General features: G+C 44.9%; 21 protein-coding genes and 1 riboswitch. Of the genes, 12 read left to right on the forward strand and 9 right to left on the reverse strand.

The window, feature by feature from the left end; all coding sequences use genetic code 11:
• Positions 1 to 365: 365 nt before the first annotated feature.
• From malT to Xentx_RS14075, 6 genes are all read left to right on the forward strand, one after another.
• Positions 366 to 3,080, forward strand: coding sequence for an HTH-type transcriptional regulator MalT (gene malT / locus Xentx_RS14050; RefSeq protein WP_074020863.1), 2,715 nt, complete (start codon positions 366 to 368; stop codon positions 3,078 to 3,080).
• A 236-nt stretch (positions 3,081 to 3,316) separates the two neighbouring features.
• On the forward strand, positions 3,317 to 4,570 hold the full coding sequence (locus Xentx_RS14055) for a class-III pyridoxal-phosphate-dependent aminotransferase (RefSeq protein WP_074020864.1): 1,254 nt from the start codon (positions 3,317 to 3,319) through the stop codon (positions 4,568 to 4,570).
• Positions 4,564 to 5,625, forward strand: a complete 1,062-nt coding sequence (locus Xentx_RS14060; RefSeq protein ID WP_074020866.1) for a zinc-dependent alcohol dehydrogenase — start codon at positions 4,564 to 4,566, stop codon at positions 5,623 to 5,625. The genes Xentx_RS14055 and Xentx_RS14060 overlap by 7 nt, the downstream gene beginning before the upstream one ends.
• 25 nt (positions 5,626 to 5,650) lie before the next feature.
• On the forward strand, positions 5,651 to 6,307 hold the full coding sequence (locus tag Xentx_RS14065; protein WP_074020867.1) for an HAD family hydrolase: 657 nt from the start codon (positions 5,651 to 5,653) through the stop codon (positions 6,305 to 6,307).
• A 115-nt stretch (positions 6,308 to 6,422) separates the two neighbouring features.
• Entirely contained in the window at positions 6,423 to 7,574 is a 1,152-nt protein-coding gene (locus Xentx_RS14070; protein ID WP_074020869.1) for an MFS transporter, read from the forward strand.
• Between the two features lie 14 nt (positions 7,575 to 7,588).
• Positions 7,589 to 8,185, forward strand: a complete 597-nt coding sequence (locus tag Xentx_RS14075) for a DUF1349 domain-containing protein (RefSeq protein WP_074020870.1) — start codon at positions 7,589 to 7,591, stop codon at positions 8,183 to 8,185.
• A 117-nt stretch (positions 8,186 to 8,302) separates the two neighbouring features.
• Here Xentx_RS14075 and thiH read toward each other — a convergent pair whose 3' ends face one another.
• The 7 genes from thiH to Xentx_RS14110 form a co-directional block, all read right to left on the reverse strand.
• Positions 8,303 to 9,427: a 2-iminoacetate synthase ThiH gene (gene thiH / locus Xentx_RS14080; protein WP_074020871.1), complete on the reverse strand. Its 1,125-nt coding sequence runs from the start codon at positions 9,425 to 9,427 to the stop codon at positions 8,303 to 8,305.
• A complete protein-coding gene (locus tag Xentx_RS14085; protein ID WP_074020873.1) occupies positions 9,424 to 10,194 on the reverse strand; it encodes a thiazole synthase in 771 nt (256 codons plus the stop codon). The genes thiH and Xentx_RS14085 overlap by 4 nt, the downstream gene beginning before the upstream one ends.
• A gap of 19 nt (positions 10,195 to 10,213) precedes the next feature.
• Positions 10,214 to 10,429 (reverse strand): sulfur carrier protein ThiS, encoded by a 216-nt coding sequence (gene thiS, locus Xentx_RS14090; RefSeq protein WP_074020874.1) that lies wholly within the window; start codon positions 10,427 to 10,429, stop codon positions 10,214 to 10,216.
• Positions 10,426 to 11,211 carry a HesA/MoeB/ThiF family protein gene (locus Xentx_RS14095; protein ID WP_074020876.1) on the reverse strand — a complete coding sequence of 262 codons (786 nt, stop codon included), beginning with the start codon at positions 11,209 to 11,211 and terminating at the stop codon, positions 10,426 to 10,428. Before Xentx_RS14095 ends, thiS begins: the two co-directional genes overlap by 4 nt.
• Positions 11,205 to 11,879 (reverse strand): thiamine phosphate synthase, encoded by a 675-nt coding sequence (thiE, locus tag Xentx_RS14100; protein ID WP_074020878.1) that lies wholly within the window; start codon positions 11,877 to 11,879, stop codon positions 11,205 to 11,207. The genes Xentx_RS14095 and thiE overlap by 7 nt, the downstream gene beginning before the upstream one ends.
• Positions 11,863 to 13,866 carry a phosphomethylpyrimidine synthase ThiC gene (gene thiC / locus Xentx_RS14105; RefSeq protein ID WP_083600979.1) on the reverse strand — a complete coding sequence of 668 codons (2,004 nt, stop codon included), beginning with the start codon at positions 13,864 to 13,866 and terminating at the stop codon, positions 11,863 to 11,865. The genes thiE and thiC overlap by 17 nt, the downstream gene beginning before the upstream one ends.
• Positions 13,867 to 14,013: 147 nt before the next feature.
• Positions 14,014 to 14,138, reverse strand: a riboswitch (TPP riboswitch).
• 72 nt (positions 14,139 to 14,210) lie between these two features.
• Positions 14,211 to 14,873 (reverse strand): HAD family hydrolase, encoded by a 663-nt coding sequence (locus Xentx_RS14110; protein WP_074020880.1) that lies wholly within the window; start codon positions 14,871 to 14,873, stop codon positions 14,211 to 14,213.
• 155 nt (positions 14,874 to 15,028) lie between these two features.
• Here Xentx_RS14110 and nudC point away from each other — a divergent pair, with 155 nt between their 5' ends.
• The 6 genes from nudC to Xentx_RS14140 all read left to right on the forward strand — a co-directional run bounded on the left by nudC (position 15,029) and on the right by Xentx_RS14140 (position 19,489).
• Positions 15,029 to 15,796, forward strand: a complete 768-nt coding sequence (gene nudC, locus Xentx_RS14115) for an NAD(+) diphosphatase (protein ID WP_208607588.1) — start codon at positions 15,029 to 15,031, stop codon at positions 15,794 to 15,796.
• A 106-nt stretch (positions 15,797 to 15,902) separates the two neighbouring features.
• The gene (hemE, locus tag Xentx_RS14120) at positions 15,903 to 16,967 is read left to right on the forward strand and encodes a uroporphyrinogen decarboxylase (protein ID WP_074020883.1); all 1,065 of its coding nucleotides are present in this window, start codon (positions 15,903 to 15,905) and stop codon (positions 16,965 to 16,967) included.
• A gap of 4 nt (positions 16,968 to 16,971) precedes the next feature.
• A complete protein-coding gene (nfi, locus tag Xentx_RS14125) occupies positions 16,972 to 17,649 on the forward strand; it encodes a deoxyribonuclease V (RefSeq protein WP_074020885.1) in 678 nt (225 codons plus the stop codon).
• Between the two features lie 76 nt (positions 17,650 to 17,725).
• Positions 17,726 to 18,316, forward strand: a complete 591-nt coding sequence (locus Xentx_RS14130; protein ID WP_074020887.1) for a YjaG family protein — start codon at positions 17,726 to 17,728, stop codon at positions 18,314 to 18,316.
• A 184-nt stretch (positions 18,317 to 18,500) separates the two neighbouring features.
• A complete protein-coding gene (hupA, locus tag Xentx_RS14135) occupies positions 18,501 to 18,773 on the forward strand; it encodes a nucleoid-associated protein HU-alpha (RefSeq protein ID WP_010848914.1) in 273 nt (90 codons plus the stop codon).
• Positions 18,774 to 18,820: 47 nt separating this feature from the next.
• Complete coding sequence (locus tag Xentx_RS14140) at positions 18,821 to 19,489, forward strand: DUF1481 domain-containing protein (RefSeq protein WP_244149868.1); 669 nt, start codon at positions 18,821 to 18,823, stop codon at positions 19,487 to 19,489.
• Positions 19,490 to 19,520: 31 nt separating this feature from the next.
• Here the strand turns inward: Xentx_RS14140 and purD are convergent, their stop codons facing one another.
• Together purD and purH are read right to left on the reverse strand one after the other, a co-directional pair.
• Positions 19,521 to 20,819 carry a phosphoribosylamine--glycine ligase gene (gene purD / locus Xentx_RS14145; protein WP_074020888.1) on the reverse strand — a complete coding sequence of 433 codons (1,299 nt, stop codon included), beginning with the start codon at positions 20,817 to 20,819 and terminating at the stop codon, positions 19,521 to 19,523.
• 31 nt (positions 20,820 to 20,850) lie between these two features.
• Positions 20,851 to 22,440: a bifunctional phosphoribosylaminoimidazolecarboxamide formyltransferase/IMP cyclohydrolase gene (gene purH / locus Xentx_RS14150; RefSeq protein ID WP_074020890.1), complete on the reverse strand. Its 1,590-nt coding sequence runs from the start codon at positions 22,438 to 22,440 to the stop codon at positions 20,851 to 20,853.
• Positions 22,441 to 23,049: the final 609 nt, after the last annotated feature.

Consider the following 23,049-nt stretch of genomic DNA (forward strand, 5'->3'; position numbering starts at 1 on the left):
CGTTGCATCCTGTCACTAACAGAGGAAAGTTTGGAGAATTATTTACAGGGATATGCTGAAGGTTAGTGGTTTGGGAAACATCATCCCGTGAAAATATTCGCGGGGAGGAGCGTAAGGGCGTAGCTATTTCTTTCGAGCTTTTTCGCAATTTCATAGAGAAATAGCAAGGTTGCAACCAAAGAATGTGACAAGGTGCAATTTAACACGATGAAATTAATCAACTTGTTTGCAAAAGATGGGCGTTTCTCTACATTTGTTGGTCGTAAAAGAATGCTAATGTGTAAGTGATTTAATAGTGTCAAAAAAAATTCAGGTATCAGTTTTATTCGTTGTTTTTATTCATTGCATGTGAGGGGAGAAATTTAATGCTTATCCCATCGAAACTCAGTCGCCCCCTTCGACTCAATAACATGGTTATGCGGGAGCGTCTGTTAGAAAAGTTCAATGAAATTCAGGATTATCGACTGGTATTGATAACCAGTCCGGCAGGGTATGGCAAAACTACTTTGATGTCACAATGGGCTGCCGAACAAGAACATCTAGGGTGGTATTCTCTTGATGATAGTGACAATCAGCCAGAACGTTTCGCTAGCTATCTGATTGCAGCTATTCAGCAGGCAACGCAGGGACACTGTGCGAAAAGTGAGGTACTGGCTCAGAAACATCAATATGCCAGTTTGCCTGCATTGTTTGCGCAATTATTTATTGAACTTAGCGAGTGGCAGCAACCGATTTTTCTGGTGATCGATGATTACCATCTGATAGTGAATGGGATTATTCATGAAGCAATGCGCTTTTTTCTCCGCCACCAACCAGAAAATTTAACATTGGTGGTTCTATCACGCCATTTGCCATCGTTGGGAATTGCCAACTTACGCGTGCGTGAACAGTTATTGGAGGTTGATAGCCAGCAATTGGCTTTTGATTATCAAGAAACACAACAATTTTTTGCCAAGCGGTTAGCCAATCCATTGGAGCCTGAACACTGCGAGCAGTTATGTAATGACGTTGCTGGGTGGGCAACAGCCTTACAATTGATAGCCCTTTCTGCCCGCCAATCTGGTAATGCGACTGAAATTTCAGCAAAGCGCCTTTCGGGGATTAGTGCCAACCATCTTGCTGATTACCTTGTGGATGAAGTTTTAAACCGAGTGGATCAGAAGACGCGGAATTTCTTGTTGCATAGTTCAATTCTGCGCTCCATGAACGATGGACTGATTACTTGCCTGACGGGAGAAGAAAATGGTCAGCAACGTCTGGAGGATATTGAACGCCAGGGGTTGTTTATTCAGCGAATGGATGATTCTGGTGAGTGGTTCTGTTTTCATCCTTTGTTTGCTTCATTTCTGCGCCAACGTTGCCAATGGGAAATGGCAGCAAAATTGTCCGAATTACATAGAGCCGCCGTAAAAGGATGGTTGATGCAGGGGTATCCAGGGGAAGCTATTCATCACGCCTTAGCAGCGGGAGATACCATCTTATTACGGGATATTTTGTTGCAACATGCTTGGGAGTTGTTTAACCATAGCAAGCTCTCCCTATTGGAAGAGTGTATGAATGCACTGCCATATGAACAGTTGCTGGAAAGTCCTCGTCTTGTTCTGTTGCAAGCGTGGTTGGCACAAAGCCAGCATCGCTACTATGAGGTAAATGCATTATTGAATCAGGCAGAACAATCACTAAAGCAGAAGCAAATCACTATCGAGCCGGAATTGTTGGCAGAGTTTGATGCTCTGAGAGCGCAAGTGGCAATGAATGATGGAAGACCCGCTGATGCTGATGCTTTGGCTGAAAAGGCGTTGGCGAACTTACTTCCAAATAATCAATATGGCCGTATTGTAGCGATGTCAGTAAAAGGAGAAGTATTACATTGCAATGGTCAGTTGGTCGGTGCATTGGCATTAATGAAGCAAACGGAGCAACTTGCCCGCCTTTGTCATGTTTATCACTATGCTTTATGGGCGTTATTGCAACAAAGTGAAATTTTACTGGCACAAGGTTATTTGCAGGCGGCTTATGATACCCAGTCCCATGCTTTTGATTTAATCCGTGAACAGCATCTGGAACAGTTGCCGATGCATGAGTTTTTATTGAGGATCCGTTCACAACTTTTGTGGTGTTGGGCTCGTATTGATGATTCAGAAGAGGCAGCGCGCCAAGGATTGGAAGTGTTAGCTAATTACCAACCACAGCAGCAATTACAATGTGTTACCCAACTGGCGAAATGCTCTTTGGTGCGAGGTGATATTGATAATGCTCGTCGTTACTTGACCCGCTGCGAAAACTTACTGAGTAATGGGCAGTATCACCGAGATTGGCGAACGAATACTGACGAATTGCGTGTCATTATTTGGCAGACTTTGGAAGATAGCAATTCCTTGACTCAGTGGTTAGTACAAGCAGAACGACCAGAGAGTTTTTGTAACCATTTCAATCAAAACCAATGGCGCAATATTGCACGGGCAAAAATCTTATTAGATCAGAATGAGGAAGCTGAATCTATCTTGGTGAAATTGAATGAATATGCCAGAAAATTGGCATTGGTCAGCGATTTGAATCGTAATCTTCTGTTGTGTAATTTGCTTTATTGGCAGCTTGGACGTAAGGCTGAGGCTCAGGATGTCTTAATAGAAGCCTTGGATTTGGCTAACTGCACAGGATTCATCAGCCATTTTGTTATTGAAGGTGAGTTGATGGCTTTGCAACTGCGCCAGCTTATTCAACTGAATATCTTGCCTGAAATGGCACAGCATAGAGCTCAACGTATTTTACGAGAAATCAATCTACAGCATCGGCATAAATTTGCCCATTTTGACGAAACGTTTGTAGAACAATTGCTCACTCATCCTGACGTGCCTGAGCTTATCCGCAATAGTCCACTAACTCAGCGTGAATGGCAGGTGCTGGGGTTAATTTATTCTGGTTACAGCAATGAGCAAATTGCTACAGAGCTGGATGTGGCAGCGACCACGATAAAAACCCATATACGTAATTTATACCAAAAAATGGGAATTACTCATCGACAAGAGGCTATTCAACAAGCCCAGAAATTAATGCAAATGATGGGATTGGGAGTTTAGTTATTAATTTCTAAATGTGATTTATTCTGCATTTAATATGACTAATAGATATTAGTGAGTAATTATATGATTTTTCGAATTTAAATTAAATTTTAAATTTACTTAATATTTTTTATGGTATTTTCGTAATCGAAATAAAATTTGAATGTGCTTAATCTAGTCTCATCACAGTAGGTATGGCTTTTCGTTGTTTTATATAACTAGTCGTTTAATGTAACTAATAGTGGTGAGTCATTATGGAAAATAAAAACCATCTTGAAAGCATGCTTTCTCGTTTTATTGGTCATGGCCCTTATTTGAGCATTGATGGTGAAAAGTATATTGACGCGGCATCGGGAACTTTTAATTTGCCGCTCGGCTATACAAATAATCGGATTGCAGAAAAACTCAAACAACAGATTGATAGATGTACACATTTGAGCTCAGCTTATACACGTGAAATGTCACAATATATTTTGAGTAAATTAATTAAATATACACCTGAAGGAGTCGATCGTATCTGGCTGAGAGATGTTTCTGGATCAGGGGCAGTTGAATGTGCTATTCGCATAGCGCAAAAATCAACGGGACGCTCAGGCGTTATTTCACTCTTCCTTGCTCATCATGGGCAATCTCTTGCGACAGCTCAAATTTCTGGCAATGCATTCAGAATTAAAGATTTCCATATAAGTATTGATGGTTCAATAAAAATTCCTACGCCAGCCAGTGTCCTGGCAGGGCAATCACAGCCGAGTGAAGAACAATTTGTCGATTTAGAACAGTTTATTCAATTAGGCTCTAATGACAATATTGCATGTCTGATTATTGAACCGATTCAGGGGAATGGTGGCAACATGGTTTTCCCTGTGGCTTTCTACCGTAAGCTCAGAGAAATCTGTCGCCAGCATGGCATCATCATTATCGCGGATGAAGTACAAACAGGTTTTGGCCGCACAGGTACGTTTTTCGCATCGACGGGTTATGCCAAAGAACTGGAGCCAGATATCATCGTTTTCGCCAAAGGAGCAGGGGGTATTGGTATTCCAACGGGGGGTGTATTGATGCGTCATTCACTGGATATCTTGGAATCATTCGAACATTCCAGTACTTCTGGCGCTAACCCGCTCTCTTTGGTCGCCCTCAACGAAATCATCGATATTATTGAAGATGATCATATTTTGGAAAATGTGCAACAAAATGAAGATTATCTACGTGATGGTTTGTTGAAATTACAGGAGCGATATCCAGAGATCACGGGAGTGAGGGGGGTGGGGTATATGTATGGCTTTGACACACCAACCCCAGATTTTGCAGCGCAGGTGATTGCTACTGCTAACCGCCATCATTTGATCTTGCGTGGCTCCCGTTATGGCAAAGGAAAGGCAATCAAAGTTCGTCCACCATTGATTTGTACACAGGAACATTTGGCAGAAATTCTCCATAAAATGGAACTGACTTTCTCAGAATTAACGACTATCACACAGGTACATAAGGAGGCTGTATCATGTTAGCACTGAAATATCATCAAACTTGGGATGTTGAAGTCCAGCAAGTTGAACCTTTGTCTTGTATTGAACCCGATGATGTTGTTGTTGACATTGCAGTGTGTGGTATTTGTGGCACAGATGTGGGAATTATTACTGGTGCTTATCCTGTCGCAATTTCGGGAACCACTTTGGGGCATGAAACCACGGGAGTAGTATCCCAAATTGGTAGCGGTGTTACTCAATTTCAGGTGGGTGATCGTGTTGTCGTCAACCCGACCTACTTTTGTGGTCATTGCCGGATGTGTCAGACAGGCAGTCCCAACCATTGTGAGAGAAAACTAGGAACAGAAGCCGGGGTTTCCTATGATGGCGCGTTCGCAGAGCAATATTTGGCAAAAGAAAATTTGCTTATCAAGCTGGATGATCATGTCAGCATGGAGGAAGCCTCACTGACTGAACCACTAAGCTGCACAATAACCGGCGTGGATAAGCTGGGGATCACTCACACTAATATTCGTGCGGCAGTGGCAGGTGCTGGCCCTATGGGAATACTGTACATTTGGGCGTTGCATGAGCGGGGTGTAACGGCCTTTATGGTCGAAAAAAATGAGAACCGAATTCAGTTTGCAAGAAATAATTTGCCGCCAGAATGCCAGTTGTATTCTGACTTTAATGAAGCCTTAATGCAGGAATATGGTGATACGTCAGCTCTGATTGATTTATGTGTGGATACGACGGGGCAGTTGACTGAATATATTTTTGATCATCTGGCACCGGGAGGAAAATTATTAAATGTTGCCCTGAAAGACAAACATGCCAATTTGGACATTATGAAAATTGCAGATAAAAGTCTTTCAGTAATAGGTTCCATTGATTCCCTGAATAACAGTTTTGAACGTGCTTATGCCATGATCCGTGATGGTGTGATACCCGTTAAGCGTTTTATCAGCCAGATTTTTGATTTCAAGGATTACCAGCAGGCTTTTCTTACTGTCGGCTGTGATATTGCATCGAAGACTCAGGTTCCTCTCAGTACACCAAACTGTAAAGTATTGATTCGTATTTCTGACCTAAAATAATGGATGATTTTTAAGGACGATTTCGATGAATAGATGCAATGTTATTTTTGATATCGACGGAGTTATTGTCGATAGTGAACAACTGCATTTTGATGTATTGCTTGATGTATTAAGTAATGAATTAAGCAAACAGGCATTTGCCCAAATAAGTGATATTCAACCTCAGCAATTAATTGGGTTAAGTTTGGTGGAAACATTAGATAGGGTTGGTTTTCCTCCATCAATGCAGCAAGGTATTACTGAAAAAATTATTTCGCATTATCAAGAGAAATTAGCTGTACATTATTTGCGTCCGGGAGTTACTGATTTGATTGCCGCTTTGCAACAAAATGGCACTAACTTTGGATTTGTTTCGACTGCGCCGCGTAATGTGTGTTTGGCCAATCTTAGTTTGTTGGATCTACATGAACCACCTGCTTTGATTTCTGGCGATGATGTGGAAAGAACGAAACCCTTCCCTGATCCTTATTTGGCTATGCTGAAATTGAAGAAGATGGATGTTCAGCAAACGTTAGTGATTGAAGATACCGATTTGGGGATTGCGGCGGCAAAGCAGGCGGGTATTCCGTGGATATATGCCTGGCCCCATGCGTTGTCGGTAGCAGAACAGTATGAACAGGCTTCCCGTGTCATTGAGAAACTAACGGATATTCCCCAATTTTCAGAGATAAATAGAAAGTGATTTTTTATTGAAGAACCATATTTGACGCTTTCCGCCAGAACGGGTGGAAAGCGTTGTTTAAAAGGTATGGTTTTGAAGGGTATGGTTTTAAAGAGTATAGTCTGGAGGAGTCAAGTTGTCTGAAGAATATGCAATCTCTTCAATAAAGCAGCCTATCATAGCAACGCGAATTTCGTTTTTTATTGCGGGATTCAGTATTGCGAGTTGGGCGCCGCTGATCCCATTGGTGAAGGAAAGACTGGGTCTGGATGATGGTTCAATGGGGTTACTGATACTGGTGTTTGGTATTGGTTCTTTCATTATGATGCCAATAGCGGGAATGTTGGCAACTCGCTTTGGCTGCCGGAAGGTTTTTGCCTTTTTTGCTTTGTTAGCTGTCTTGATATTACCGGGGCTAAGTGTGTTCTCAACCCCGCTAACATTGATCTGTGCTTTGTTTGTGTTCGGTATGGGAATTGGGGCAACAGATGTAGTGATCAATATCCATGCGGTCAATATTGAGAAAAGAGTACATCAACCGATTATGTCGGGCTTTCATGCATTATTCAGCTTAGGGGGAATCGCAGGAGCTGGTACTGTCAGCCTATTGTTGTTTTTGGGGATCTCACCATTTCAGGTCACCATTGCCGTAGGGATATTTGTTATCCTGTTATTGTTGCCAACATGGAATGGAATGCTGGATAACACCGAAACGGAAGAAACGCCATTTTTTGCTTTGCCGCGTGGCATTGTTATCCTGATTGGTTCTCTCTGTTTTGTGGTTTACTTGATGGAAGGCTCCATGCTGGATTGGAGCGGTATCTTATTAAGTAGTGTGCATAACATGAGTAGTCATCAGGCGGGATTTGGCTATACGCTATTTGCCATTACCATGACTGCGGGGCGATTTTTGGGTGATAAAATTATTGCGACATGTGGATATCGGCGCGTATTTTTAGGCAGTGCGATTTTGGCAACGTCAGGTTTTGTCCTGATTTATCTGGCAACCAGCACAATTCAGTTGGGAATTTCTTTCCTGATGATTGGAGCGGGGCTATCCAATTTGGCGCCGATGTTTTTCACTGCTTCTGGCCAACAGAAAGTTATGCCTGATGCGTTGGCAGTATCTGCCGTTTCTACGATGGGGTATTCAGGGATTCTGCTTGGGCCGGCAATTATTGGCGGTTTGGCTCATCAGGTAACATTACATGGTGCTTTTGCCTGTATTGCTTTGCTTTCCCTTTCATTGTTAGCGGGATATGGTTTGATTAATCCTACCAAAGAATAACAGGGTAAATATTGATGAATTTGCAGCAATGTCATTGGTTGAACGAGCCTGCATCATGGCGGTGTCAGGATAATGAACTTCATGTCATGACGGACAATAAAACCGATTTCTGGCGTGATACATGGTATGGTTTTCAGCGTCATAGTGGTCATGTATTTGGCGGCTATATTAATGATTTTAAACTTGAAGAAGGTTTTACCTTCCAGTTTTGTATCGAAGGCCAGTTTGAGCAATTATACGATCAGGCGGGTGTGATGTTATTGGTGGATGAGCAACATTGGTTAAAAGCGGGTGTTGAACATTCTGATGGGCAAGCAACCATCGGTAGTGTATTAACCAATGGCTGTTCTGACTGGGCTATGGGCATTTTCCCTGGTAATCCAGAGAAGTTTTGGCTACGGCTGACTTACCATGATGGAGCTATCAGGTTGCAGTATTCCACCGATGGTGTGACATGGCCGTTATTGAGATTGTCTCCTTTTACCGTTGGCAATCAGCGTATCTTTGTCGGGGCGATGTGCTGCTCACCGGAACGGGAAGGATTGCAGGTGAGGTTTTCCGACTTTAGCCTAACGTCATCGTTGAAAAAGCACCTGCATGATTTAAGTTAGATCTCTATTAAGAGAGAGCGAGTTGCAGTGTGGTAACAAGGGAAAGTATTTCTGAGCATCCGTTTCATTAATGACCATAATGTGCATTTTACTGCACATTAATGGTTTTCTAGCAAATCATCGTCCTAAGTAATTATCCCAATCTTTCCAGACGGGTTGTAAACCTGATTTGACCAAGGCTTCGGCGACCTGAAAAACAGAACGATTGTCGTGGGGGGCGAATTGCTCCAGCTCGTGGTGTTCATCAGCATAACCGCCTGGTTGGGTTTTTGAACCTGCACTGATATTGTTGATCGCGAGAGGGACAACGTGATCACGGAAAAAGGGTGATTCACGGGTGGAAAGGGAAAGCTCTACATCGGGTGCCAGCAGGCGGAAAGCGCAAATCAATTGCACCAGCTCGGCCTCATTCATTAAAGAAGCGGGTTCTATGCCGCCTGCACAGGGGCGTAGGCGTGGAAAAGAGATGGAATAACGGCTTTGCCAAAACTGTTTTTGCAGGAAGAAGAGGTGCTCAGCCACCATATAGCAATCTGTTCGCCAATTGTGGGATAACCCAATCAAGGCTCCCAGCCCAATCTTGTCTATTCCCGCTCGCCCAAGGCGTTCCGGTGTTTCTAATCGCCAGTGGAAATCCTGTTTTTTGCCTTTCAAATGATGTCGTTGATAACTGGGTTGGTGGTAAGTTTCCTGATAGACCATCACGCCATCCAATCCTAATGTTTTCAGTTCAGTATATTCCTCTTGCGCCAATGGCTGAACCTCCATTGAGACAGAGCTGAAGTGACGGCGGATCAAGGGAAGATAGCGACGAAAATAATCCATGCCAACTTTGTTTTGGTGTTCCCCTGTCACCAGCAGAATATGCTCAAATCCCAATTTTTTTAGTGCGAGGCATTCTGCTTCAATCTCCTGTTCATTGAGTGTCTTGCGCTTAATGTGATTGCTCATGGAGAAACCACAATAAGTGCAGTCGTTGGCACACAGATTGGAAAGATAGAGTGGGATAAAAAATCCCACGGTATTACCAAAACGCTGGCGAGTGAGTTGTTGTGCACGTTGGGCAAGTGGCTCAAGATAAGGTAGTGCAGCAGGAGATAGCAAAGACATAAAGTCATCCAACGTCAAGCGAGCACTGTTTAGTGCATGTTCAATGTCCTGTGATGTCTTACTGTTGATGCGTAGGATGATGTCATCCCAATCCAGTTGTTGCCAGTGCTGGCTAAATGTTCGGTTTGTCATAGTACCCCCAGAAAATCGGTCAGCGGGCTAGAAGCCTCAGCATGGGATTTCTGGCTTGCTACGCCTGCTTGATGTGAAAGTTCACCGGCTTCAATGGCGGTTTTGAATGCCTGAGCCATCTTAACTGGATTTCGGGCAACAGCGATGGCGGTATTAACCAGCACAGCATCCGCACCCATTTCGATGGCGGCCAGTGCATGGCTCGGTGCTCCGATCCCTGCATCCACAACAACGGGTACGTTGGCCTGTTCGATGATAATCTGTAGAAAATCGCGGGTCAGTAACCCCTTATTTGAGCCGATAGGGGCACCTAATGGCATAACGGCAGCACAGCCGACTTCTTCCAATCGGCGGCACAGGACAGGATCAGCGCCACAATAGGGCAAAACGATAAATCCCTCTTTGACTAGCTGTTCTGCTCCCTTTAATGTCTCAACGGGATCGGGCAATAGGTATTTTACATCGGGGTGGATCTCCAATTTAATCCAGTGAGTTCCCAATGCTTCCCGTGCGAGGCGAGCGGCGAAGATGGCTTCTTCCGCGGTTTTGGCTCCAGAGGTATTGGGTAGCAGTTTGACACCCAATTGTTGCAGTGGTGCAAGAATGCCATCGTCATTATTGCCGTGAAGATCGATGCGTTTCATTGCCATTGTTACCAGTTGGCTGCCAGAGGCGCGGATTGCGTCGATCATTAGTCCTGCATTGGCAAACTTGCCTGTTCCGGTAAATAGGCGGGATTGGAAGGGTGTATCTGCAATTTTTAACATAAAATAACCTCCGGCAAGATCAGCCACCAGCAATGGCCTGAAACAGTAAGATAGTATCCCCGTCATTAATCTGATGGGTTTGCCACTCTGAACGCGGAATAATGGTTTGATTGATAGCCAAAGCGCTCCCTGATTGCGTGTGTTCTATATGTTCCAGCAATTGATGTTCCAGAAACTGTTGCACTGTCATGGATGCATTCAGGGTCATTGGTTGATCGTTGACAATAATGTTCATGCGACTTCTTTTCCTAACCGTTTTTTATCGGTCTGTCTGGTAGCGCCACAAATTGGGCACTGTGATGAGCGAGTAAGCTGTAATGTGCTCCAGCTTTGCTGTTTGCCATCAAACAGCCGGAGTTTTCCGTCTAAGGAAGAAGAAAGGCCAGCCAGCATTTTTATCGCTTCCAAGGATTGCAAAGTGCCGATGACTCCAACGATAGGGCCTAAGATACCGGCTGTTCGGCAATTTCGGTGAGGTTCTTCTTGATTAGGATAGAGGCAGGCATAGCAACCGTGCTGGTAAGGGGGAGTCAATACCATTAATTGCCCACTAAAGCCAACGGCACTGCCGCTAATGAGTGGTTTATTTTTTGCAATACAGGCGGCATTGATGGCATGGCGAGTTGCCATGTTGTCACAGCAATCCAAAACCAAGTCGATTTGATTGACAGCATTAACCAAAGATTCACGATTTTGCCGTACAGTTAGTGCCATGATATTGATTTGCGGGTTTAGCTCAGCCAGTTGCTTTGCTGCTAATTGGGCTTTGTTGGCAGGAATATCTGCTGTGCGATAGATAATCTGGCGTTGCAGGTTTGAGATATGTAATGTGTCATCATCTGCCAGATAAAGGTGTCCTACCCCTGCCGCCGCGAGATAGAGCGCAGCCGGCGATCCTAATCCACCCAGACCGACAATCAGTACCTTGCTGGCTTTTAATTTCTCTTGCCCTTCGGGACCAATGTCTTCCAGCAGTAATTGGCGGCTGTAACGCATAAATTCTTGATCGTTTAACATAAAAGCCCCCGATTTTGCCCTTCAACCAGATGAAGTAGTCTGGCTGTTGCCTGTCGCCAATCTTTCGCTTTTGTAATGGCACTGACCAGTGCCACGCCACCGACTCCTGTTGCCACCACGTCTGGTATTCGTTCCAGAGAAATGCCACCAATGGCGATAGTAGGATATTCCGGTGTGATCTCCACCTGATGTTTTAATGCTTCAAGACCCTGTGGTGATGAGGGCATCTCTTTGGTGGTAGTGGGGAAAATATGCCCTAACGCGATATAAGAGGGGCACAGGGATTTTGCCCGCGCCAGTTCTTGTTGATCGTGAGTAGAAATGCCCAGACGCAATCCGGCTTGCTGGATGGCATTGAGATCGGCGATATCGAGGTCTTCCTGCCCCAAATGAACACCATAGGCCTGATGCTTGATTGCCAGACGCCAATAATCATTAATGAACAAACGGGCGTTATATTGGCGACCAAGCGCGATGGCGGATTGAATATCCTTCTCTGCCTGCTCTTCTGGCAGGTCTTTGATGCGCAATTGCAGAGTTCTGACACCGGCTTCCAGTAATCGCTCAATCCACATTAGGGAATCCACAACCGGATAGAGCCCCAACCGATGCACTGTTGGGGCAAAAGGGGCTTGTGGGAGTGTTGGAGTATCAGGCTGATTTGTCATGCACCACCTCCTCCGCACTGTGATAGAGTTCGCTTCCACGGGAACGGAATTCTTCTGACATCTGTTCCATACCCGCTTTCTGTTCTAGTTTCGCTGCATAATCTCGCACGTCTTGTGTGATTTTCATTGAGCAGAACTTTGGTCCACACATGGAACAGAAGTGGGCAACTTTGCCGGATTCCTGCGGTAAGCTTTCATCGTGATAAGCGCGAGCGGTGTCAGGATCAAGCGCCAGATTGAATTGATCTTCCCAACGGAATTCAAAGCGCGCTTTCGACATGGCATTGTCACGGATTTGTGCACCCGGATGTCCTTTGGCGAGATCAGCCGCATGTGCCGCGATTTTGTAAGTAATCAGGCCTTGTTTGACATCTTCTTTATTGGGCAGACCGAGGTGCTCTTTGGGAGTGACATAACACAGCATGGCACAGCCAAACCAGCCAATCATGGCGGCTCCGATGCCAGAGGTGAAATGGTCATAACCTGGGGCGATATCGGTCGTCAATGGCCCTAAGGTATAAAATGGAGCTTCGTGGCAATGTTCCAGCTCTTCCGTCATATTACGGCGGATAAGTTGCATTGGAATATGCCCTGGCCCTTCAATCATAACTTGAACATCGTACTCCCATGCGATTTTAGTCAGCTCACCGAGGGTATGCAGTTCTGCAAATTGGGCTTTATCATTGGCATCCTGAATTGAGCCAGGACGCAATCCATCCCCCAAAGAGAGGGAGACGTCATAGGCCGCGCAAATTTCACAGATTTCGCGGAAGTGGGTGTAGAGGAAATTTTCTTTATGATGGGAAAGGCACCATTTCGCCATAATTGAGCCGCCACGGGAAACAATACCTGTCAGGCGCTTAGCGGTCATCGGTACATAACGCAGCAGTACACCAGCATGAATAGTAAAATAATCCACGCCTTGCTCGGCCTGTTCCAGTAAGGTATCGCGGAACATTTCCCATGTCAGGTTTTCTGCGATGCCGTTAACCTTTTCCAGTGCCTGATAAATCGGGACAGTACCAATGGGAACCGGACTATTGCGCAGTATCCATTCGCGGGTTTCGTGGATGTAGCGTCCGGTGGAGAGATCCATCACGGTATCAGCCCCCCAGCGGGTAGACCAAATCAGTTTTTCCACCTCTTCTTCAATGGATGATGTGACGGAGGAGTTACCGATATTGGCATTCACTTTCACTAAGAAATTACGACCAATAATCATCGGCTCAGATTCAGGATGATTAATATTGGCGGGAATAATCGCGCGGCCAGCAGCAACTTCCTGGCGGACGAATTCGGGTGTGATGTTTTCCGGTAAGTTGGCACCGAAACTTTGCCCTGCATGTTGCTGGCGCAAGATTTCACTGCGAATGCGTTCGCGCCCCATATTTTCGCGTAGTGCGATAAATTCCATTTCTGGTGTGATGATCCCTTGGCGGGCATAGTGCAATTGGGTAACCCGTTTGTCCGGCTTGGCTTTTAGTGGATGCGGACGATGGTGAAAGCGCAGGTGATCCAATCCGGCGTCAGTAAGGCGTTGCTGGGTGAAATCGGAACTGAGGACTGAAACAGGCTCGGTATCATCGCGTTCATTAATCCACGGCTGGCGGCGCTTAGGTAAACCCTGCTTTACATCCAATATGGCAGTAGGATCGCCATAAGAACCGGAAGTATCATAAACGGGAACGGGTTCGTTTTCCTCAAATTGGGGATTTTCTTTTGTGCCACCAATGAGCGTGGGAGAAAGTTGAATCTCACGCATAGGTACTTGAATATCTTGACGTGAGCCTTCAAGGTAAATGCGCTTTGAATTGGGAAAAGCTACTCCTTGAACGGAATTGATAAACGCTTTTGCCGCATCTCGCTGAACCTTACGTGGCCTCGTTGGGGCTGTTGGCGAGATATCAGCCGTTAGAACGATGGAATTGGAAATCGTAGTATTCGGAATCGTAGTGTCCGAAATAACGGTATTGTTGGACTTAGACATAGCAAATTCCTGACTGTGTTATCGCCTGTCTCATTGTTGATCAGGCTTAAGTTGAGAAAATTGCTTGTCTGGAGCTCGCAGGGAGTAATGGTTGGTGCTGTTTGGTATCTATACATGTATTTGCATAGATGTACGATGACTGGCAGCGGGGTGATTACTCTTGTTCCCTTCGCGGGTATTAGCCCGATCAGGTTCTGCGGATCCCGAATTAACGGTCTCAGCCTGTGTCCATCGTGATATACGTTGAACGCTAGGCACTCCGACAAGAAAAAAACACCCCAAAGTATAAAGGGGATTGTGAAAACTACAACCCCCCGTTTTGGGGAACAGCACACTAAGTTATTTTATAAAGCCCACTTCAATTGTTTCCAACCGCGTATTTCAGCTTCTGATTGCAATTTATTATCTGCGTTAATAGTAAAGACTTCGTCAGCAAATAAGCACATTGGCAAATCATTTATGGAATCGGTATAAAATGAGATATGTTGTGGTGACAAGTTCTGTTGTTCAAGCCATTGTTGCAGGCGGGTAACTTTGCCTTCACGGAAGGTCAAAATTCCTTGAATATCGCCAGTATAGCATCCCTCTTTCATTACCATATCAATACCCATTGCTGTCTGGATGCCAAATGCAGCCGCGATTTTTTTAACTACGAAAGAAACGGTAGCGGAAATAATCATGAGTGGGATGTTCTGCTGTTGGTAAATAGCCAATTGTTTTTTGGCGGCGGGATAAAAAATGGGTTTGATTTTGGTTTCCACAAAATCGGCCAACCAGATATCTATTTGTTCAGCAGGAATTTGTTGGAGTGCCTGTAAACTGAAAGCCAGATATTTCTGCATATCCAGCTTACCCGCACAGTAATCAGATATCATTTTTTGATCTGCTTCGATAAAGCGAGGATCGGTAATAATTCTTTTTTCCCATAGATATTCCGTCCAGAGGCGACCGGAATCCCCACAAATCAGTGTCTCATCCAGATCAAATACAGCGATTTTCTTTGACATTACTGTGATTCCTAATTGAAGAAGGGTATTCAGAAACAGAGTTAATATAACAAGATTGAAGACGAAATAAGATAAAAAGGCGTATGCTTTGTTTGTATTGATTTTGGGCAAAGTATCATGGGAATAATTACATAACCAATGATGGAACAGATATTATGCAACAAAAACTGACAGGTAGAGAACAAGGCTGGTGGATTGTCAGTCTTGAAAATCGGGTTTGGTTACCACAAGGGGAATTACCTTTAGGTACGGCCAATCAGTGGGCATTGCAAGGCCATATGGCGCAACCCATCGGTGAGTGGTTGGGGGAAACGGTCTGGTTGGTTCGTCAGAAAATGGTTTCAGATATGTCCTCTCCCCGTTTACTTGCTGATCGGGATGATAAGTTATTTCAGTTGGTCGGGCGTGGTGTGCAATTGGCTGAGTTTTATCGGTCACATCACTATTGTGGTTATTGTGGCCATGAGATGCAGCATAGTCAGCGTGAATGGGCTTGTTTGTGCAACCACTGCCATGAACATTACTATCCACAAATAGCGCCCAGCATTATTGTCGGTATTCGCCGCGATGACCATATTTTGCTGGCACAACATCAGCGTCATCGCAATGGGGTTCATACCGTGCTGGCCGGTTTTGTTGAAGTCGGGGAAACTCTGGAAGAGGCTGTGCATCGTGAAGTGATGGAGGAGAGCGGGATTAAGATCCGTAACTTGCGTTATGTCGCTTCCCAGCCGTGGCCTTTCCCGAATTCATTGATGGTGGGCTTTCTGGCTGATTATGAAAGCGGTGAAATCAAAGTTGATCCCGTCGAACTTATCAGTGCAGATTGGTATCGTTATGATAACCTTCCCTTGATTCCTCCACCAGATACGATCGCTCGCCGTTTAATTGAAGATACGGTTGCGTTATGTCGTCATCAGTAATCATCACGTTATTGGAGGTTCTGCCAGAAGTTCAATTTCAGGCATGTTAAACTGCGCCAGTTTTCTCGTGCGTTTGTCGTGCATAAATTAATCAAGGGAGCTTATCATGAATGAGTTGAAAAACGACCGCTATCTGCGTGCCTTATTGCGTCAGCCCGTCGATATCACACCGGTATGGATGATGCGTCAGGCCGGTCGATATTTACCTGAATATAAAGCTACGCGTCAGGCGGCGGGAGATTTCATCTCGTTATGTAAAAATACTGAATTGGCTTGTGAAGTCACTCTCCAACCCTTGCGCCGCTTTCCTCTGGATGCAGCTATCTTGTTTTCCGATATTTTGACTATTCCTGATGCGATGGGATTGGGACTGTATTTTGAAACAGGGGAAGGGCCACGTTTTCATTCTCCGATTCAGAATCATGCCGATGTAGAAAAATTACCTGTGCCTGATCCAGAACTGGAGTTAGGCTATGTTATGGATGCAGTGCGTGCTATCCGTAAGGCATTGGCAGGGCAAGTTCCTTTGATCGGTTTTTCTGGTAGCCCGTGGACATTGGCAACTTATATGGTTGAGGGAGGAAGCAGCAAGGCTTTCACCAAAATTAAGGCCATGATGTATACGTCGCCTGCCACAATGCATATGTTACTGGATAAATTGGCAAACAGCGTTATTCTATATTTGAATGCGCAAATAAAAGCAGGCGCTCAATCTGTCATGATTTTCGATACTTGGGGTGGGGTTTTGTCTCATCACGATTATCTGGCGTTTTCCCTGCAATATATGCATAAAATTGTTGATGGTTTGATCCGCGAACATGAAGGACGTCGTATACCTGTTACCCTGTTCACCAAAGGGGGAGGGCAGTGGCTTGAGGCGATGGCGGCGACAGGATGTGATGCACTTGGATTGGATTGGACAACGAATATTGCGGATGCGCGTCGGCGCGTTGGAGATAAGGTCGCTTTGCAGGGTAATATGGACCCGTCCATGCTATATGCCCAGCCAGCACGAATTGAAGAAGAAGTTTCGACAATTTTACAAGATTTTGGTGTGGGTAGTGGGCATGTTTTCAATTTGGGGCATGGCATTCATCAGGATATTCCGCCAGAGCACGCAGGCGCATTTGTTGAAGCAGTACACAGACTTTCAGTAAAATACCATCAATGATTTTATGATTGATACAAAGGCATTACGTCAGGAACAGATAGAGAAATCACGGCTGGTTATCCGCCATGATGTTTTTTCTGCATCTTTTACGCCAAGGTTTATTGCGGGTGCTGATGTTGGGTTTGAAAAAAGCGGTACGGTGACGCGTGCCGCCATTGCGGTATTGCAATATCCCTCACTAGAATTGGTCGAATACCAAATTGCCAGAATTGATACGGTACTTCCCTATATCCCCGGTTTACTCTCATTTCGTGAATATCCTGCACTGATAGCTGCATGGCAAAAATTAAGTTTACGGCCTGATTTGGTGATGGTGGATGGTCAGGGCATTGCCCATCCTCGACGTTTTGGTATCGCCAGTCATTTTGGGGTATTAGCGGATGTTCCCACCATTGGGGTGGCAAAAAGCCGTTTGTGTGGTGAACATGCCCAGATAGAAGAGGTTCAGGGAGACCGTCAGCCATTGATAGATCACGGTGAACAGATTGGAGTCGTATTGAGAAGCAAAAAAAGATGTAATCCGCTCTATATTTCCCTTGGCCATAAGATCAGTATTGATAGTGCGGTCTTTTGGGTTGAGCAGTGTATGGGGGGATATAAACTGCCTGAACCCACCCGTTGGGCGGATGGGATTGCCTCAAATAGATTGTTTTTTAAGCAAACAATGCAGAAAAATCTATAATTGTGGCGGAAAAGTGTGGATATTCTTGATTTTCAGGTAAACTTCGACGCAAATTAGGCATTATGAGTAACGACCAATGTTAAGAAACCCGATCCACCTGCGGTTGGAGAAACTCGAAAGTTGGCAACATTTGACTTTTATGGCTAGTCTATGTGAGCGGATGTATCCAAATTATCAGGCATTTTGTTGCCAAAGCGGGTTTGCAGACCCTGTACAATATCGCCGCATTATGGATCTAGTGTGGGAAATCTTGGTCGTTAAAGATGCAAAAGTGAATTTTGATAATCAGCTGGAAAAATTGGAAACCATTATCCCATCATCAGAAGATTATGATATTTATGGTGTGTATCCAGCGATTGATGCGTGCATTGCATTGAGTGAAGTGATTCATTCTCGTCTGAGTGGCTCGACGTTAGAACATGCAATAGCCGTCAGTGAAATATCTATCCGTACTGTTGCTATGCTGGAAATGACGCAGGCCGGTAGGGAAATGACCGAGGATGAATTAAAAATATTACCTGCCATTGAGGAAGAATGGGACATTCAATGGGAGATTTACCGTTTGTTGGCAAATTGCGAAGAACGGGACATCGAATTAATTAAAGGATTAAAGGCTGATCTCCGCGAGATGGGGGTTAGCAATATCGGTATAAATCTGGCGCAATAACGCATAAAACGTGACTTAGTGCTTGATTTACCGTATTTAAAGGCTTCACATTTGCCCTCACTCTGTTCTACATTGGGGGCGAAAAGAAGTGGCTATCGGTGCGTGTATGCAGGGGTGCTGTCAAATCGGCATATCCGTCGCACTCGATGCTTTGCAAACGATAAACACACTGTAAGGATAATCTATGAATAAGACTGAATTAGTTGATGCAATTGCAGCAGGCGCAGACCTGACCAAGACTCAGGCTAAAGCTGCTCTGGAGTCAACTTTGAATGCAATCACTGAATCTCTGAAAAATGGCGATGCAGTGCAGTTGGTAGGCTTTGGTACTTTTAAAGTTAATCACCGTGCAGAACGTACTGGTCGTAACCCACAGACTGGTAAAGAAATTAAAATCGCAGCAGCAAATGTGCCTGCTTTCTCCGCTGGTAAGGCACTGAAAGACGCAGTTAAGTAATCGAATTGCGAAAAAAAATAAGAGGGGGAAATAAACCCCTTTTGTTGATTCTACAGGGGCTGTTAGCATTAGGGTTCATCTCTTTGCTCAGCGCCTGTTCGATTCAGCCAACAACACCTTTTTTCAGCGCCAGCGGTTTTGTCACTGACAGCGGCGTTATTCGTTTATGGCGTTTGAACGATCAAAACAGTAAACCTCAGGTTATCATGAGTGTTTACAGTCCCTACCACGATAAAGCCTCCCATAATAAAGATACTATTATTACTTTCTACGAATATCGGCATGGCAGCTTGTGGCAAATCCGTCGCAATGTGTTTGATAATCCACCCATCGTAGAGACATTACGCATTTCCCAGGATAACTCAGTCATTTTTAAATTGCGGCAATTACAAAAACGTAATGAACCGTTGTCCGATGACGATGTAGCTCGTCTGAAATTTGATGCTAAGCAGATAGAAAAAATCAGTGACACTTTAATTGCAGATAAGGTGAAGTTGCTACAAGGGCATTGGCAGAATGGACGAGTTACCACGTGTTCAGGAAAGCAATTATTCATTGAATTTGAGCCTAACGCGCAGAGATGGCTTGAAGAAAGGCAAAGCAATAGCTCCGGTTTACTGACTATTGCATGGTTGGAATCGTCTGAAGGGAAAAAGTTATTGCTGGTTGCTAATGATGATTTTTGTCGTTGGGAACCGACGAAAGAGAAGCTGTAATTCTGTCACTTCCGTCGATTTAGGTTCTGGTCTATTTCAAACGGGCAATGGCGCGGTAGCCAATATCTTTACGATAAAAGCACCCTTCCCAGTTAATTTGCTCTGCTCCCAGATAAGCTTTTTTCTGGGCATCTGCAATATCGTGACCTAAAGCAGTAACACATAAGACACGTCCTCCTGCGGTGATAATATTCCCATCCTTAAGGGCTGTCCCAGCATGGAAGACTTTTTCATCGATGTCAGATTCATCGGCATCTGATTTCTTCTCTAACCCGTTAATAACGTCACCCTTGGCATAATTCGCCGGATAACCCCCAGCCGCCAGCACGACGCCTAAGGCAGGACGATCGTCCCATTCAGAGGTTTTTTCACCTAACTGGCCTTTGGCTCCGGCAAGACACAGTTCGACCAAATCAGAACGTAGACGCATCATGATAGGTTGGGTTTCGGGATCACCAAATCGGCAGTTAAATTCGATCACTTTCGGTTCACCCTGTTTATCAATCATCAATCCCGCATAAAGAAAACCAACATAGGTATGGCCTTCAGCCGCCATTCCTGCCACGGTAGGGTAAATGATTTTTTCCATCACTCGTTGATGGATTTCATCCGTGACTACCGGTGCGGGTGAATAAGCCCCCATACCTCCGGTATTCGGCCCGGTATCACCGTCGCCTACGCGCTTATGATCTTGACTGGTTGCCATAGGAACCACGTTTTTGCCATCCACCATGACAATAAAACTGGCTTCTTCTCCGGCCAGAAATTCTTCAATGACAATACGGTGGCCTGCATCGCCAAAAGCATTACCCGCCAGCATGTCTTTGATGGCGTTTTGTGCTTCTTTCATGGTTGTGGCAACTACCACACCCTTACCGGCAGCCAAACCATCGGCTTTGATAACGATTGGGGCGCCTACTTTTTCTAAGTAAGCCAGTGCAGGTTCAATTTCTGTGAAATTTTGGTAGGCCGCTGTAGGTATGTGATGACGTGCGAGGAAATCTTTGGTGAAAGCTTTGGAACCCTCCAATTGAGCAGCCGCTTTTGTCGGGCCGAAAATGGTCAATCCCGCCTGCTGGAAAGCATCAACCACACCGATAACCAATGGTGCTTCAGGCCCAACAATGGTCAGGCAAATATCATGATCTTGGGCAAATGCCAGTAACCCTTCAATATCTGTCGCGGCGATATTCACATTTTCTAAATTAGCTTCCAACGCAGTGCCCGCATTACCTGGTGCGACATAAACCTTGCTTGCCAGAGGTGATTGTACTGCTTTCCAGGCTAATGCGTGTTCCCTTCCGCCATTGCCAATAACCAATATGTTCATCTGAGTCTCCTATTTAATAAGACATAAGTTATTAATGGCGAAAATGGCGCATGCCAGTGAAAATCATAGCGATACCATGTTCATCGGCAGCGGCAATGACTTCATCATCACGAATGGAGCCACCAGGTTGGATGATACAACTCACTCCCACAGCAGCAGCGGCATCAATGCCATCACGGAATGGGAAAAATGCATCGGAAGCCATAGCGCAGCCCTGAACTTCCAATCCTTCATCTGCCGCCTTAATACCGGCGATTTTGGCAGAGTAAACACGGCTCATCTGTCCGGCTCCAATACCAATTGTCATATTATCTCTGGCATAAACAATCGCGTTGGATTTGACGAACTTAGCGACTTTCCAGCAGAACAGGGCATCTTGCATCTCTTGCTCCGTTGGCTGACGTTTGGATACAACGACCAGATCATCTTCTGTTACCATACCTAAATCGCGATCTTGTACCAGCAAACCACCGTTGACGCGTTTGAAATCCAAGCTGGCAACAGGTGAATGCCATTCGCCGCACGCCAAAACGCGGACATTTTGTTTTGTTGCCAGAATTGGCAGAGCCGTTTCATTAACAGAAGGCGCAATAATGACTTCAACAAATTGGCGTTCAATAATGGCCTGAGCGGTGTTGGCATCGAGTTCGCGGTTAAAGGCAATAATGCCACCGAATGCGGAAGTCGGATCGGTTTTAAAGGCGCGGTCATAGGCGGTATGGATGTCAGAACCAATCGCAACACCACAAGGATTAGCGTGTTTGACAATGACACAGGCTGGTTCGGAAAAGCTTTTTACACATTCCAGTGCGGCATCGGTATCCGCGATATTATTATAAGAGAGTGCCTTACCTTGTAACTGAGTTGCCGTAGCAATTGAAGCTTCTGCGATTTGCTCTTCTATATAGAAAGCTGCATCTTGGTGGCTGTTTTCACCATAACGCATATCCTGCTTTTTAATGAAATTCAGATTCAGCGTGCGGGAGAAACGTCCTGATGGCTGATCAGTTTCGCCATAGTATGGCGGAACCAATTTGCCAAAGTAATTGGCAATCATGCTGTCATAAGCGGCGGTATGTTCAAACGCTTTGATGGCTAAATTAAAACGAGTGGAGTATGCCAGTGAATTTTGGTTGTTATCCATCTCCTCGATAATTTTGTCGTAATCTTGGCTATTGACAACAATCGCCACATCTTTGTGGTTTTTGGCAGCGGAGCGAACCATTGTTGGGCCGCCAATATCAATATTCTCTATAGCATCTTCTAGGGAGCAATCTGGTTCAGCTACGGTTTGAGCAAAGGGATAAAGGTTAACGATTACCATATCAATCTGTGAAATCTGGTGTTGTGCCATGACTTCATCATCCTGTCCACGTCGACCCAAGATGCCGCCATGAATTTTAGGATGAAGTGTTTTGACACGCCCATCCATCATTTCGGGAAAGCCTGTATAGTCAGAAACCTCGGTGACATTCAATCCTGCTTCGGCCAGCAGACGAGCAGTGCCTCCCGTTGAAAGCAGTTCGACACCGCGATTGGACAAGGCCTTAGCAAATTCAACAATCCCCGCTTTGGCAGAAACACTCAGCAGGGCACGACGGATTGGACGAAGCTGTTGCATTGGTGTGATCCCTTGAATTTCATAAAACAAGAATGTGTTATTGGGAAAAATCCACTGATTGATAGAAAAAATGGTTTCTGCAATAACATTTCAAAACAACTTGAAAAAAACACTTGGTGATTTTTCCTGCGCAAATTGTAACGAAAACGTTTGCGCGATGCTCGATAAATTTTATCAAAATATCTCTTTGTGGATAAATCTGTTTATATGTTGGTATAAAATGGTGTTTTGCTGTGTAATTAATCAAACGATAATTATTTTCAAAAAAAACTATTGTCACATCCGTAAAACTCCCTATAATGCGCCACCACTGACCGACGATGTGCTGAGACACGCCGCGACGGCAGCGGAGAAAAACGAAAATAATCGCTTGACTCCGGAGGCAAACAGCGTAAGATACGCAGCCTCGCAACCCGGAAGCCACTTCCGGTTGCCAATGCTCTTTAACAAATTAATCAGACAATCTGTGTGGGCACTCGCAAGACACTTATCCAAGCCGAAAGGCAAGCAGATTTAAAGTCTTGAAGAGTGACTGACAGTTAATTCATTACGAACTAACAGTAGAATTCTTTGAGCATCAAACTTTAATTGAAGAGTTTGATCATGGCT

Origin of the sequence: Xenorhabdus thuongxuanensis, assembly GCF_001908095.1 — a bacterium.
GTDB classification, from domain to species: Bacteria; Pseudomonadota; Gammaproteobacteria; order Enterobacterales; family Enterobacteriaceae; genus Xenorhabdus; species Xenorhabdus thuongxuanensis.